This window comes from Microbacterium sp. TW_SC_2 (assembly GCF_055361165.1).
The window spans coordinates 3,019,738-3,034,132 of sequence record NZ_CM143952.1; the positions used below are offsets into that span (position 1 = coordinate 3,019,738).

Annotated in this window: 10 protein-coding genes; 7 read left to right on the plus strand and 3 right to left on the minus strand. The window is 71.2% G+C overall.

Translation table 11 applies throughout. The features are described 5' to 3' along the window. The first annotated feature begins 45 nt into the window (after positions 1-45). From ACWA14_RS14655 to ACWA14_RS14675, 5 genes are all read left to right on the plus strand, one after another. Positions 46-1,305, plus strand: a complete 1,260-nt coding sequence (locus ACWA14_RS14655) for a sensor histidine kinase (protein WP_463794952.1) — start codon at positions 46-48, stop codon at positions 1,303-1,305. After that, a complete protein-coding gene (locus ACWA14_RS14660) occupies positions 1,302-2,060 on the plus strand; it encodes a response regulator (protein ID WP_463794954.1) in 759 nt (252 codons plus the stop codon). Before ACWA14_RS14655 ends, ACWA14_RS14660 begins: the two co-directional genes overlap by 4 nt. A gap of 63 nt (positions 2,061-2,123) precedes the next feature. Then, positions 2,124-3,293 (plus strand): benzoate/H(+) symporter BenE family transporter, encoded by a 1,170-nt coding sequence (locus ACWA14_RS14665; RefSeq protein WP_463794958.1) that lies wholly within the window; start codon positions 2,124-2,126, stop codon positions 3,291-3,293. A gap of 99 nt (positions 3,294-3,392) precedes the next feature. Further along, positions 3,393-4,289 (plus strand): ABC transporter ATP-binding protein, encoded by an 897-nt coding sequence (locus ACWA14_RS14670; RefSeq protein ID WP_463794963.1) that lies wholly within the window; start codon positions 3,393-3,395, stop codon positions 4,287-4,289. Beyond that, complete coding sequence (locus ACWA14_RS14675; RefSeq protein ID WP_463794965.1) at positions 4,286-5,386, plus strand: ABC transporter permease; 1,101 nt, start codon at positions 4,286-4,288, stop codon at positions 5,384-5,386. Before ACWA14_RS14670 ends, ACWA14_RS14675 begins: the two co-directional genes overlap by 4 nt. Positions 5,387-5,454: 68 nt before the next feature. Here ACWA14_RS14675 and ACWA14_RS14680 read toward each other — a convergent pair whose 3' ends face one another. After that, the gene (locus tag ACWA14_RS14680) at positions 5,455-8,916 is read right to left on the minus strand and encodes a proline dehydrogenase family protein (RefSeq protein WP_463794967.1); all 3,462 of its coding nucleotides are present in this window, start codon (positions 8,914-8,916) and stop codon (positions 5,455-5,457) included. A 149-nt stretch (positions 8,917-9,065) separates the two neighbouring features. Here ACWA14_RS14680 and ACWA14_RS14685 point away from each other — a divergent pair, with 149 nt between their 5' ends. Together ACWA14_RS14685 and ACWA14_RS14690 are read left to right on the plus strand one after the other, a co-directional pair. Next, positions 9,066-9,974, plus strand: coding sequence for a LysR substrate-binding domain-containing protein (locus ACWA14_RS14685; protein WP_463794969.1), 909 nt, complete (start codon positions 9,066-9,068; stop codon positions 9,972-9,974). Positions 9,975-10,098: 124 nt separating this feature from the next. Continuing rightward, positions 10,099-10,686, plus strand: a complete 588-nt coding sequence (locus ACWA14_RS14690; protein ID WP_463794972.1) for a nitroreductase family protein — start codon at positions 10,099-10,101, stop codon at positions 10,684-10,686. A gap of 129 nt (positions 10,687-10,815) precedes the next feature. Here the strand turns inward: ACWA14_RS14690 and ACWA14_RS14695 are convergent, their stop codons facing one another. Beyond that, entirely contained in the window at positions 10,816-13,041 is a 2,226-nt protein-coding gene (locus tag ACWA14_RS14695) for an ATP-dependent Clp protease ATP-binding subunit (protein ID WP_463794974.1), read from the minus strand. A gap of 57 nt (positions 13,042-13,098) precedes the next feature. Beyond that, positions 13,099-14,328, minus strand: coding sequence for a bifunctional phosphopantothenoylcysteine decarboxylase/phosphopantothenate--cysteine ligase CoaBC (gene coaBC, locus ACWA14_RS14700; protein WP_463794976.1), 1,230 nt, complete (start codon positions 14,326-14,328; stop codon positions 13,099-13,101). Positions 14,329-14,395 lie beyond the last annotated feature (67 nt).

The window sequence follows — 14,395 nt, forward strand, 5'->3', positions numbered from 1 at the left end:
GCGCGACGGATGCCACGGCATCCACCGCCGCCCTACGGTGGAGGGATGCCGTTCACCCGCACACCGACCGCCCGCGAGTACCGCAGCGATCTGCTGCTCGCCGTCGTGCTGTTCGCCGGAGCGATCCTCAGCGCCGGGCTCTCGTCGATCTCGCTGATCTACGGCGACGAGCAGGCCGAGCTGTGGACCGCGCTCGTCTACGCGGTGGTCGTGACCGGACCGCTGGCGTTCCGGCGACGCTGGCCCGGCATCGTCGCCGTCATCACCGCGACGGCCTACTTCGTCGCGGTGACCGTGAAGATCCCGGAGCTCTACGTCGGCAACATCGCGATGTTCATCGGCCTGTACTCGGTGGGCGCGTGGATGAACGACCGCCGTCGCGCGATGATCGTGCGCATCGCGATCATCGTCGGCATGTTCGCGTGGCTGCTGATCACGATGTACTACGAGGCCATCACGCAGGCCGACGATGCCGACGTCATGGCGGGCGCCTTCTCGCCGTACATCGCGTTCATGATGATCCAGATCCTGTTGAACGCGCTCTACTTCGGCGGTGCGTACTACATCGGCGATCGCGCCTGGAACTCCGCCGCCGAACGCGAGGTGCTCGAACAGCGCACCGCCGAGCTGGAGCGCGAGCGCGAGGTCACCGCCGCCCAGGCCGTCGCCCTCGACCGCGTCCGCATCGCCCGGGAGCTGCACGACGTCGTCGCGCACCACGTGTCGGTCATGGGCGTGCAGGCGGGGGCCGCACGGCTGGTGATCGACCAGGACCCCGCGCAGTCCGCCCGCATCCTCACCAGCATCGAGACCTCGGCGCGCGATGCGATCAGCGAGCTGCGGCAGCTGCTCGAGACCCTGCGCACCCCCGGCGGCGAGACGCTGGAGCCGGCCTCCACCCTCACGCTCGACGACATCGCCGAACTCGCGGAGGCCTCCACGGAGGCGGGTCTCCCCACCGACTACGCGGTGATCGGCGAACCGAGCGCCGTGCCCTCGCTCGTCGCGGTCAACCTGTACCGCATCGCACAGGAATCGCTCACGAACGCCCGTCGGCATGCCGGCGTCGGGGCGACCGCCGATGTGCGTGTGCGCTACGACGACGAGGGCGTCGAGGTCGAGATCGTCAACACCGGCCGCTCGGTCGGCCCGCTGCGCCCGGGCCTCGGCCAGCTCGGCATGCGCGAGCGGGCCATCGCCTCCGGCGGCACGATCGAGGTCACGCCCCGTCCGCTCGGCGGCCTGCGGGTGCGGGCGCGGGTACCACTCTCCGCGAAGACCACGACCATGAAGGACTCCGCATGAGCACCGAAGCGATCCGCGTCCTCCTCGTCGACGACCACGCGCTGCTGCGGGCCGGATTCCGCACGATCCTCGAGACCCAGCCCGACATCACGGTGGTGGGCGAGGCGGGGACCGGCGCGGATGCCGTGACGCAGGCGTCCGCGCTGCTCCCCGACGTCATCACCATGGACGTGCAGATGCCCGACATGGACGGCATCGAGGCGACCAGACGCATCGTGGCCGACCCCGCGATCACGGCCGCCATCGCGATCGTCACGACCTTCGACCGCGACGACTACCTGCACCACGCGCTCGACGCGGGAGCGAGCGGATTCCTGCTGAAGAACGCCGGCGCGGAGGACCTGATCGCGGCGGTCCGGGCGCTGGCGGCGGGCGACGGGATGCTGGCGCCGGAGGTCACCCGCCGCGTGCTGGCCCGCTTCGCGACCGGCACCGGCACCGGCACAGGAACCGACACCGGCACCGGCACCGGCACAGGAACCGACACCGCGATACCGGCAGCCGCCGTCGCGCCCGCAGCCGCCCCCGCACCCGCGGTTCGGCCGTCGCCCGAGCCGCTCGCCGAGCCCCTCACGGACCGCGAGGCGGAGGTCCTGGCGCTGCTGGCCGATGCGCGCAGCAACGCCGAGATCGCGGGCGCCCTGTTCATCGGCGAGGCGACCGTGAAGACCCACGTCTCGCGCATCCTGCAGAAGCTCGGTGCCCGCGACCGCGTGCAGGCCGTGGTCCTCGCGTACCGTCTCGGGCTCGCCTAGCGGGCACGGATCGACGACACGGACGGCGCACGCACCGAGCCCGCGGAGCGCTAGCCTCGGAGGATGCCCGGCAGCGCCCCCCTCTCCCGCCCCATCCTGGCGGGCGTGGTCACCGCGCTCGTCGGCTTCACCAGCTCGTTCGCGGTCGTGCTCACCGGGCTCGGCGCCGTGGGGGCGTCGGCCGCACAGGCGGCGAGCGGACTGCTCGCGGCGAGCCTCACGATGGGGCTCGCGTGCATCGTGCTGGCCTGGCGGTATCGCATGCCGATCACGGCCGCGTGGTCGACACCCGGCGCGGCGCTGCTCGTGGCCACCGGAACGGTCGAGGGCGGGTGGCCCGCCGCGGTCGGCGCCTTCCTCGTCGCGGCGGCGTTGATCCTGCTCACCGCCCTCTGGCCGGCACTCGGCGCGCTGATCGCCCGCATCCCGCCGTCGATCGCGCAGGCCATGCTCGCCGGGGTGCTGCTGCCGCTGTGCCTCGCTCCCCTCACCGGGCTCGTCGAGAACCCCTGGGGCGTGGCGCCCGTCGCCCTGACCTGGCTGATCGCCGCCCGGCTCGCACCGCGTTGGGCCGTCCCGCTGGCGTTCGTGGCCGCCGCCGTGGTGGTCGCGGTGTCGCTCATCCGGGAGGGCGCGGCCGTCGATCCCGCGCTCCTCCTTCCGCGCGTCGAGCTCACGGCACCGACGTGGTCGGTGGGCGCACTGGTCGGTCTCGCGTTGCCGCTCTTCATCGTGACCATGGCCTCGCAGAACGTGCCGGGCATCGCGATCATGCGCAGTTTCGGCTACGAGGTGCCGTGGCGCCCGGCGATGCTCGTGACCGGACTCGGCAGTGCGCTCGGCGCACCGGCGGGCGGACACGCGATCAACCTCGCGGCGATCAGTGCCGCCCTCGCCGCCGCGCCGGACGCCGATCCGGACCCGCGGCGTCGCTGGGTCGCCGGCGTCTCGACCGGAGCCTCCTACCTCGTGCTGGGTGGATTCTCCGCCGCGTTCGCGACGCTCGTGCTGCTCGCACCGGATGCCGTGATCCCCGCGGTCGCCGGCCTCGCCCTGTTCGGGGCGTTCGGGGCGGCCGTGCAGCAGGCGATCGACGACCCCGGCGAACGGCTCCCCGCCGTGGTGACCTTCCTGGTCGCGGCATCCGGCATCGCGGTGCTCGGCGTCAGCGCCGCGTTCTGGGCCCTGGTCGCCGGCCTGTTGGTGCGCACGGTGCTGCACTCCCGTCGGTGATCCGGCCGGGACATCCGGCCCGTCCCCCGGCGGGAGGACATCGCGCAATCCGCCGCAGGGGGGATGCCGCGCGATGCCGGTGCTCCGTAGCGTGAGGGTATGACCACAGGACCTCTCGAATTGATCGGCATCACCAAGAGCTACGGCTCTCGGCTCGTGCTCGACGACGTCTCCTTCCCGGTGAATCCGGGGCGGTTGACCGGTTTCGTCGGCGGCAACGGCGCGGGCAAGACCACGACCATGCGGATCGTGCTCGGACTGCTCTCGTCCGACAGCGGACGCGTCGAGCTGGGCGGCACGGCGCTCACCGCCGCCGACCGCCGGCGCTTCGGCTACATGCCGGAAGAGCGCGGGCTGTATCCGAAGATGAAGGTGCTCGAGCAGATCGTCTACCTCGCCCGCCTGCACGGCTTCGGCAAGGCGGAGGCCGCATCGCGCGCGACCGAGCTGCTCACCGAGCTCGGCCTGGGCGAGCGTCTGAACGACACGATCGAGTCGCTCTCGCTGGGAAACCAGCAGCGCGCGCAGATCGCCGCCTCCCTCGTGCACGACCCCGAGGTGCTGATCCTCGATGAGCCGTTCTCGGGCCTCGATCCGCTGGCGGTCGACGTGGTCGCCGGCGTTCTGCAGGCGAGCGCCGCGAAGGGGTCGGCGATCCTGTTCTCCTCGCATCAGCTCGACGTGGTGGAGCGCCTGTGCGATGACCTCGTCATCCTCGCCGGCGGCACGATCCGCGCCTCCGGCCCCCGCGACGCGCTGCGCGCCGAGCACGCCGGCAACCGCTACGAGCTGGTCTCGGCCGGAGACGCCGGCTGGCTGCGCACCGAACCGGGCGTCACGGTCGTCGACTTCGAGGGCGGATACGCCCTGTTCGACGCCGAGGACGCCGAGACGGCCCAGCGCGTGCTGCGCACCGCCGTCGACCGGGGCGACGTCGCCAGCTTCGCCCCGAAGCATCCGTCCCTCGCCCAGATCTTCAAGGAGGTCATCCAGTGAACACTCCTGCCCCCGCCCCCGTCCGCGGATCGAACGGCATCTGGCTGGTCGCCGAGCGTGAGATCGGCTCGAAGCTGCGCAGCAAGGCTTTCCTGATCTCGACCGGCGTGCTGCTGCTGCTCGCTCTCGCCGGCATCGTGCTCGGCGGCTTCGCGAGCAACAACGCCGCCACCGAGACCATGCCGGTGGCCGCCACCTCCGAGACCGCCGCGGCCGTCTCGGCACTGCCGAACATCGAGCTCACCGAGGTGTCGGATCAGGCGGAGGCCGAAGAGCTCGTGCGCTCCGAGAAGGTCGACGCGGCCGTCGTGCCCGGAGACAACGCCTCCGGCTACACGGTCATCGCGCTGAAGGATGCGCCGACTTCTCTCGTCTCCGCGCTGTCGCAGGCCCCCGAGGTCGAGATCCTGCAGCCGGCGACGACGAACCCGCTGCTGCGGTACTTCATCGCGATCGCCTTCGGCATCGTCTTCATGGGTGCCGCCGCGACCTTCGGCGGCACGATCGCGCAGAGCATCGTCGAGGAGAAGCAGACCCGCGTGGTCGAGGTGCTGCTGTCGGCGATCCCCGCCCGCACGCTGCTCGCCGGCAAGGTGATCGGCAACACCGTGCTGGCCATGGGGCAGATCCTCGCCCTGGCGGCGATCGCCACGATCGGCCTGATCGTGACCGGTCAACGGGAGGTGCTCTCCACGCTCGGCCCGCCCATCATCTGGTTCGCCGTGTTCTTCCTGTTCGGGTTCATCCTGCTCGCCGCCCTGTTCGCGGCCGCGGCATCCATGGTCTCCCGCCAGGAGGACATCGGATCGACCACGACCCCGATCACGATGCTGATCATGGCGCCCTACGTGCTCGTGATCATCTTCAACGACAACCCGCTGGTGCTGACGATCATGTCGTACGTGCCGTTCTCGGCCCCCGTCGGCATGCCCATGCGCCTGTTCGTCGGCGAGGCGCAGTGGTGGGAGCCGCTGCTGAGCCTGGTGATCCTGCTCGCGAGCTGCGTGGCCGCGATCATGGTCGGCGCGAAGATCTACGAGAACTCGCTGCTGCGCATGGGGTCGCGCGTGAAGCTCGGGGAGGCGCTGCGCGGCTGAGACCGGCCATCACGGACGACGACACCCCCTGCCGCGTGGCGGGGGGTGTCGTCGTTCGTCTCGGCGCCTCAGATGATGCCGTCGGTGAGCCCCGTCGGGTTGCCGAAGCGGTGGTTCGTGATCGAGACGGCCTGCTCGTGCAGGAAGGGCAGGATCTCCACGCGGCCCGCGCCGGTCACGGCGTGCGACCAGACCGCGACGTCGGGCAGGCCGCCGAGCGCCTCGAACAGCGCGGCGGGATCGCCGCCCACCAGCCGCACGCGCCGCCAGGTGTGATCGGCCTTGCGGACCGCCTTGGCGTAGGACTTCGCCCACGCGGCATCCTTCTCGTGCACGATGGTGGCCGCGTGCGCCCGCAGCGCCTTCTCGATGCCGGAGGGGAGAGACGCTGCCGACACCGTGAACGGGCTTCCGCTGCGCAGAGCAGCGGCGAGCACGCGCACGCTCTCGACCAGCGGAGCCTGCTCGGCGATGCGCACGTCGACCGCGACCGGACGGTAGCGGAACAGGTTGCGCTCCACGCCCAGTCCCGACTTGTCGGAGATCACGCCGAACTCCGACACCCAGGCCTGCTCATCGGATGCCGCAGCGCGCTGCAGCCACTCGGATGCATCGGCGTCGAGCTCGCCCCCGGCGGCACGCAGCAGCGCCTCCACGGCCGGGCTGATCGCGGCCCCCGGGACGACGGCGGGCAGCTCGGCCGGAGCCCACTCGCCGAGCCCGAAGAGGTAGTTCGGGCCCCCGGCCTTGGCGCCCGCGCCGACGGCCGAGCGCTTCCAGCCGCCGAACGGCTGGCGCTGCACGATCGCGCCGGTGATCCCGCGGTTCACGTACAGGTTGCCCGCTTCGACACGGTCGAGCCAGGTGGCGACCTCGGCCGAGTTCAGGGAGTGCAGACCGGCGGTGAGCCCGAAGTCCACCGCGTTCTGCAGGCGGATCGCCTCGTCGAGGTCCTTCGCGTGCATGATGCCGAGCACCGGACCGAAGAACTCGGTCATGTGGAAGTACGAGCCTTCGCGCACACCGGTCTTCACGCCGGGGGTCCACTGCGTGCCCTCGTCGTCGAGCTTCTCGGGCTTCACGAGCCAGCTCTCGCCCGCACCGAGCTCGGTGAGCGCCGCGAGCAGCTTGCCGTCGGCCGGCTCGATGATGGGCCCCATCTGGGTGGCCGGGTCGGCGGGGAGCCCGACGCGCATCGAGGCGACGGCATCCACGAGCTGGCGCCGGAACCGCTTCGAGTCGGCGACGGAACCGACCAGGATCGCCAGCGACGCCGCCGAGCACTTCTGCCCCGCGTGCCCGAAGGCGCTGCGCGCGACGTCGGCGGCGGCGAGGTCGAGGTCGGCCGAAGGCGTCACGATGATCGCGTTCTTCCCGCTGGTCTCGCCGAGGAGCGGCAGGTCGGAGCGGAACGAGCGGAACAGCTGGGCCGTCTCGTAGGCACCGGTGAGGATGACCCGGTCGACCGCGGGGCCGGACACGAGGCGCTTCCCGAGATCGCGGGAGGCGAGATCGACGAGGGCGAGCAGCTCGCGCGGCACGCCGGCCGCCCACAGCGCCTCGACCATCACGGCGCCGCAGCGCTGGGTGAGCTTGGCGGGCTTGATGACGACGCCGGAGCCGGACGCGAGCGCCGCGAGCACTCCACCGGCGGGGATCGCGACGGGGAAGTTCCACGGCGGCGTCACGACCGTGACCTTCGAGGGCACGAACGCGGCACCCGAGATCGCCTCGAGGTCCTTCGCGCGCTCGGCGTAGTAGTGAGCGAAGTCGATCGCCTCGCTGATCTCGGGATCGGCTTCGGCGATGGTCTTGCCGGCCTCGTGCGCCATGATCTCGATCAGCTCGCCGCGACGGGCGGCGAGCTCGTCCCCCGCACGGTGCAGGATCTCGGCGCGCTCGGCCGCGGGTCGCGCGGCCCACTGCGCGGCGGCGGCGGTGGCGGCGACGAAGATGCCGTCGAGCTGGGCGACGGTCTCGACGCGGGCCGCGGCGATCGCTTCGGTGCCGAGGGTCGAGTCCGTCGAGCGCGCGAGGATCTCGCGTCCCCACGTGCGGTTCGCGCCGAGCGCGGGGTCGGTGTCGGGCTGGTTGCGGAAGCCGGTGGTCGGCGTGGCGGCATCCGCCTCGGTCGCGCGGTTCTGTACGCGGTGGGATGCCGGCACCGAGCGGTCGGCCTCGAGGGCGGCGAGCGAGCGTTCGAAGCGCTCGCGCTCCCGCTTCAGCAGCGTGGGGTCCGCAGCGAGCTCGAACACCGCCGACATGAAGTTCTCGGGGCTCGCGTTCTCCTCGAGACGACGCACGAGGTACGCGATGGCCACGTCGAACTCGGCCGGGTTCACGACGGGCGTGTAGAGCAGGAGGCGACCGACGTCCTTGCGGACGGCCTCGGCCTGCCCCGTGGCCATGCCCAGCAGCATCTCGTATTCGACGAGGGAGCCGCCGTCGACGCCGCGGGCCTGCGTGAGCAGCCAGGTGTAGGCGATGTCGAAGAGGTTGTGGCCGGCGACGCCGATGCGCACGGCGTCGAGGCGCTCGGGCGTGAGCGACCAGTCGAGCACGCGCTTGTAGTTCGTGTCGGAGTCCTGCTTGGTGTCGTAGGTCGCGAGCGGCCAGCCGTGCACCGCGGCGTCGACGTGCTCCATCGCGAGGTTGGCCCCCTTGACGACGCGCACCTTGATCGGTGCGCCGCCGCGGGCCCGGCGGGCCGTGGCCCACTCCTGCAGGTGCTGCATCGCACCGAGCGCGTCGGGCAGGTACGCCTGCAGCACGATGCCGGCCTCGAGGTTCTCGAGCCCCGGCTGGTCGAGGATCGCCGTGAAGGCCGCGATCGTCAGGTCGAGGTCGCGGAACTCCTCCATGTCGAGGTTGATGAACTTGGCCTTGCCCTGGGCCTCGGCCCGCGCGGCGAGCTCGTACAGCGGGGTGAGCTTCTCCACGACATCCGCGACGGCTTCGTCGAACGACCACATCGAGAGCTGGCTCACCACGCTCGACACCTTGATCGAGACGTAGTCGACGTCATCGCGGGCGAGGAAGTCGCGGGTGCCCTGGAGGCGGTGCCCCGCCTCGCGCTCACCCAGCACGGCCTCGCCGAGGAGGTTGAGATTGAGACGGTTGCCTCCCGTGCGCAGCTTCGCGATCGCGGGGCCGAGCTTGGAGGGCGTGGCGTCGAGCACGAGGTGGCCCACCATGGCCCGCAGCACGCGGCGCGAGATCGGCACGACGACGCCGGGGAGCTTCGGGGCGAAGAACCCGCCGGTCCGGATCGCGGCGCGCAGGTACCAGGGCAGCAGCGCCGGGGTGACCTGGGCGATCTCGGCGAGCTTGCGACCGGCGACGGTGAGGTCCTCCGGGCGCATGACGCCGTCGACGAAGCCGACCGTGAAGTCGAGCCCTCGTGGATCCTTCAGCACCTCGGCGAGACGCTGGGCGGCGGGCTCGACCGGGTGGGTCTCGCTCTCGGTGAGCCAGCGCTGCACGACGGCGGCGACCTCGGTGGTGCGGGGGGTGGTGTCGAGGGCAGTCATCGGCGGGAGGCCTCCTGGTGGGGATCGCACACCTCGGGTCGTGTGCGGCTGGATCATTGTCATCCCCGGCGGTAGGCTCCGTCTATCAACCAATTCGAGTGAGTTATGTTCAGTTCTCCTGAACGGACGACGGACCGAGAGGATGCCGCATGCTCGATGTCCATCGCCTCCGACTCCTGGTCGAGCTGTCGCGCCGGGGCACGCTCTCGGCCGTGGCCGACGCCCTGTCGTACAGCAAGGCATCCGTGTCGCAGCAGCTCAGTGCGCTGGAGCGCGACGTCGGGGTCCCACTGCTGCGCCGCGTCGGCCGCGGGGTGCAGTTCACCCCGCAGGGGAACGTGCTCGTGGCGGAGGCCATCGGCATCCTCGATCAGCTCGAGCATGCCGAGGTCGCCGTCGCCGAATCCCTCACCGAGGTCACCGGCACGGTGCGCATCGCGGTGTTCCAGTCGGCCGCGCACTCTCTGCTCCCCCGCGCACTCACGAGCCTCAAGACCGACCACCCCGCGCTGCGCGTCGAGGTCACCGAGTGCGATCCGGAGACCGGGCTCGTCGGAGTGTCGAGCCGCGACTTCGACCTGATCCTCGCCGAGCAGTACCCGGGGCACACGCGCGCCATCCATGCCGACCTCGACCGCGTGCTGCTCGCGCACGACACGATCGCCCTCGCGCGTCGGCCCGGCTCCCCGGATGACACGGATGCCGCGGCCGCGCTGAGCGCCACGCGCGACGAGCCCTGGGTGCTCGAACCCGCCGGCACCGCATCCCGTGCCTGGGCCGAACAGCTGTGCCGCACCGCGGGGTTCGAGCCGGACGTGCGGTTCGAGGTCGCCGACCTCACCGCCCACGTGCGGCTGATCCGCGCGGGACTCGCGGTCGGCCTGCTGCCCGAGCTCGTGTGGGCGGGCGAGACCCCCACCGTCGCGGTGACCCCGCTCCCCTCCGCCCCGCGCCGCGAGATCTTCTCGTCGACACGGCGCGTGTCGGTCGGAGCGCCGTCGATCCGAGCCGTGCGGCGGGCGCTCGCGGCCGCCGCGGACCGCATCCTGCCGGAGTGAGCGAGGGCGTCGACACACTCCGTCATGCGCGGACGCACGGGAATATGCATTCACATACATTCGTTGTGCACCCCTGTACGCGGACGAAGGAGTCCGATCCCCTCCTTTTCCGAAAGGCATTCCCGTGAGCACTCCCCTGATCGATCGCACCGCCCCCACCGAGCATCCCGTCCTCGACGTCCTCGCCGGACGCTGGAGCCCCCGCGCCTTCGAGTCGCAGAACGCGATCGACGAGGCCAAGCTCGCCACCGCCCTCGAGGCCGCCCGCTGGAGCCCGTCGGCGAACAACTCGCAGCCGTGGCGCTTCATCGTCGCGCGCCGCGGCACCGCACTGCACGCTCAGGTCGTCGATGCGCTGGTCGGCTTCAACCAGACGTGGGCGCAGCACGCGGCCGTGCTCGTGGTGGCGGTCGCCGAGACCGCGACCGCCGACGGCACCCCGATCACCCACGCCCTGTACGACCTCGGTCAGGCCGTCGCGCACTTCTCCGTGCAGGCCCACCACGACGGCCTCGTCGTGCACCAGATGAGCGGCTTCGACCCGGAGGTCGTGCGCGAGTTCGCCGACCTCGACGAGCGCTTCGTACCGGCCACGGTCTTCGCGGTCGGCGAGTTCGGCGATGTCGAGAGCCTCCCCGAGGTCCTCCAGGAGCGCGAGGTCGCGCCGCGCGTGCGCCGCCCGATCGCCGAGACGGTCATCCTCAGCGCCTGAGCACCCCCGGGGCATCCCCGGCATCCCTTTCCTGCGGAGGAGTTCTCCCCTTCGGGAGGAGGATGCCGGGGCACGACTCCTCCCGAAGGCGCGAACTCCTCCCGAGAGCGGATGAGCGGGTGGGCGACGTCAGTCCTCGAGCAGCTCCGCCTCGATCACGTCGTCGTCGTCGCTGTCGTCACGGCCGGGTGAGGGATCCGGCGAGGTCGAGGTGAGCACGAGTCCGGTGCCGTCGACCGCCACGTCCACGCGCACCGTGTCGCCGTCGTGCACTCCACCCGAGAGCAGCGCCGTCGCGAGCTTGTTCTGCACCTCGGACTGGATGAGCCGACGCAGCGGACGCGCACCGAACATCGGGTCGTAGCCGCGCTCGGCCAGCCACGACCGGGCGTCCGGCGTGACCGCGAGCGTGAGCCGGCGGTCGCGCAGCCGCGTGTGCAGCTGATCGATCGTGAGCTCGACGATCTGCGCGAGGTCGTCTTCGCTGAGCGCCTGGAACATCACGATGTCGTCGAGGCGGTTCAGGAACTCCGGGCGGAACGCCTGCCGGACGAGCGCCATGACCTGCTCGCGCTTGTCGTCGAGCGAGAGCACGGGGTCGATCAGGATCGGCGACCCGAGATTCGACGTCAGGATCAGGATGACGTTCGTGAAGTCGACCGTGCGTCCCTGGCCGTCGGTCAGGCGCCCGTCGTCGAGCACCTGGAGCAGGACGTCGAACACCTCCGGATGCGCCTTCTCGACCTCGTCGAGCAGGATCACGCTGTAGGGCCGACGCCGCACGGCCTCGGTCAGCTGGCCGCCCTGCTCATAACCGATGTAGCCGGGAGGGGCGCCGACGAGCCGCGAGACCGAGTGCTTCTCGCCGTACTCCGACATGTCGATGCGCACCATGGCGTGCTCGTCGTCGAAGAGGAACTCCGCCACGGCCTTCGCGAGCTCGGTCTTGCCCACGCCGGTCGGGCCGAGGAACAGGAACGAGCCGGTGGGTCGGCCGGGGTCGCTGATGCCTGCGCGCGAGCGGCGCACGGCATCCGACACCGCCTTGACGGCATCCTTCTGCCCGATCAGGCGCTTGCCCAGCTCGGCTTCCAGGTGCAGCAGCTTCTCGGCCTCCCCCTGCAGCAGGCGCCCGACGGGGATGCCGGTCCACGCCGCGATCACCCCGGCGATGTCCTCGTCGGTGACCTGCTCGTTGACCATGCGGCCTTCGCCGGGTCCGGAGGCCTCGGACTGCTCCGCCTCGACGAGCTCGCGCTCGAGCGCCGGGATGTCTGCATACAGCAGGCGCGACGCCCGTTCGAGGTTGCCCTCGCGCTGGGCGCGTTCGGCATCGCTGCGAGCCGCGTCGAGCCGGGTCTTCAGGTCACCGACGCGGTTCAGCGAGGCGCGCTCGCGCTCCCACCGCGACTGCAGTTCGCGCAGCTTGACCTCTTCGGTGGCGAGATCGGCGCGCAGGGCCTCCAGACGCTCCTTCGACGCGGCGTCCTTCTCCTTCTTGAGCGCGAGCTCCTCGAGCTTGAGCCGGTCGACATGGCGCCGCAGCTCGTCGATCTCGACCGGGGCGGAGTCGATCTCCATGCGCAGCCGCGAGGCGGCCTCGTCGATCAGATCGATGGCCTTGTCGGGCAGCTGGCGCGCCGGCAGGTAGCGGTTCGAGAGGGATGCCGCAGCGACGAGCGCGCCGTCGGAGATCGCGACCTTGTGGTGCGCCTCGTAGCGCTCCTTGAGTCCGCGCAGGATCGCGATCGTGTCCATCACCGTCGGCTCGCCCACGTACACCGGCTGGAAGCGGCGCTCGAGCGCGGCGTCCTTCTCGATGAACTCGCGGTACTCGTTGAGGGTCGTGGCGCCGATCAGACGCAGCTCTCCTCGGGCGAGCATCGGCTTGAGCATGTTGGAGGCCGCGACCGATCCCTCGCCGCCGCCCGCACCCATCAGCACGTGCAGCTCGTCGATGAAGGTGATGACCTGCCCCTCGGATTCGGTGATCTCCTTGAGGACCTGCTTCAGGCGCTCCTCGAACTGCCCGCGGTACATCGCGCCGGCCACGAGCGCCGAGATGTCGAGCGTGATGAGCTCCTTGTCCTTGAGGGATTCGGCCACGTCGCCCGCGACGATCCGCTGGGCGAGGCCCTCCACGACGGCGGTCTTGCCGACGCCGGGCTCCCCGATCAGGACCGGGTTGTTCTTGGTGCGGCGGGTGAGCACCTGGCTGACCCGCCGGATCTCGCTGTCACGACCGATCACGGGGTCGAGCTTGCCCTGGCGCGCGCGGTCGGTGAGATTGATCCCGAACTGCTCGAGGGCGGACTGCTGCTCGTCGGTGCCGGCACCGGACTGAGGGTTGGTCATCTGTTCCTCCTGGGTCAAGGCCCCTCCGGGCGAAAGTTGAGTAGCCTTGACTCAAGTTTACCGCATGCCGACGACCGAGTTCCAGAGCATGCGTGCGACCTCGCGCTTGGTCCCCGCCGCCTCGGCGACCACCGCCCCCTCCGGCCCGATGACCTCGACCGCGTTCTCCGTGCGCTCGAAGCCGTGCTCGGCATCCGCGAGGTTGACCGCGAGCAGATCCACGCCCTTGCGTTCGCGCTTGCGTCGTGCCCGCTCGCGGCGCGCGGCGGCATCCGTCAGCGTCTCCGCGGCGAACGCGACGATCGTCTGACCCTCCGGTGCATCGCCGGCCGCACGGGCCGCGGCGAGAGCGGCGACCACATCCTCGTTCTCCACCAGGTCGATGTGCGTGAGCGGCCCCTGCTCCTTCGTGAGCTTGTGCGCCGCCGCCTCGGCCGGGCGGTAGTCGGCGACCGCGGCGGCCATGATCACGACATCCGCGGTGGAAGCGGCATCCTTCATCGCCTCCGACAGCTCCGCGGCGGTGCCGACCTGCTCCACACGGATCGACGGATGCCCGGCCGCAGGATCCACCGCCGCATCGAGCACGCCGGCATCGATGTGCGCGGCGACGAGCACGACCTCGGCACCACGCGCCGCCGCCTCGACGGCGAGCGCCACGCCCTGGCGTCCGCTCGACCGATTGCCGAGGAAGCGCACGGGATCGATCGGCTCCCGGGTGCCGCCGGCCGACACGACCACGCGGAGGCCCGTGAGGTCGCCCGGCCCGATGAGGGCGAGCGCCGCCTCGATGATCTGCTCCGGCTCGGACATGCGCCCGGGCCCCGAGTCGCCGCCCGCGAGCTCCCCGTCGCCGGGCCCGACCGTGTGCACGCCCCGGGCGCGGAGCGTGGCGACGTTCGCCTGCGTGGCCGGATGCCGCCACATCTCGGCGTGCATCGCGGGCGCGATCAGCACCGGGGCGACGGTCGAGAGCAGCGTGGTGCCCAGGAGGTCTCCCGCGAGCCCCGCGGCCATCGAGGCGATCGTGTTCGCGGTCGCCGGGGCGACGATCACGAGCTCCGCGGCCTGGCCGAGAGCGACGTGACGCACCTTCGCGACGTCGTCGTGCACGCTCGTGGTGACGGGGTGCCGGCTGATCGCCTCCCATGTGGGGGTCCCGACGAAGCGCAGGGCATCGTCGGTCGGCACCACGGTCACGTCGTGACCCGCCTTCGTGAGCAGGCGGACCAGGTGGACGGTCTTGTAGGCGGCGATGCCACCCGTGACTCCGACGACGATGTTCACACCTCCGATTGTGCCGCAGCATGCGGGCGGACGGGCCGGATGCCGGTGCCGCCGACCTAGGATTGCC

Bases quoted from the DNA above. Each gene is read 5' to 3' on its own strand.
- ACWA14_RS14660 (WP_463794954.1), top strand. From the start codon at position 1,302: ATGAGCACCGAAGCGATCCGCGTCCTCCTCGTCGACGACCACGCGCTG.
- ACWA14_RS14665 (WP_463794958.1), top strand. From the start codon at position 2,124: ATGCCCGGCAGCGCCCCCCTCTCCCGCCCCATCCTGGCGGGCGTGGTC.
- ACWA14_RS14655 (WP_463794952.1), top strand. From the start codon at position 46: ATGCCGTTCACCCGCACACCGACCGCCCGCGAGTACCGCAGCGATCTG.
- ACWA14_RS14685 (WP_463794969.1), top strand. From the start codon at position 9,066: ATGCTCGATGTCCATCGCCTCCGACTCCTGGTCGAGCTGTCGCGCCGG.
- ACWA14_RS14695 (WP_463794974.1), bottom strand. From the start codon at position 13,041: ATGACCAACCCTCAGTCCGGTGCCGGCACCGACGAGCAGCAGTCCGCC.
- ACWA14_RS14670 (WP_463794963.1), top strand. From the start codon at position 3,393: ATGACCACAGGACCTCTCGAATTGATCGGCATCACCAAGAGCTACGGC.
- ACWA14_RS14680 (WP_463794967.1), bottom strand. From the start codon at position 8,916: ATGACTGCCCTCGACACCACCCCCCGCACCACCGAGGTCGCCGCCGTC.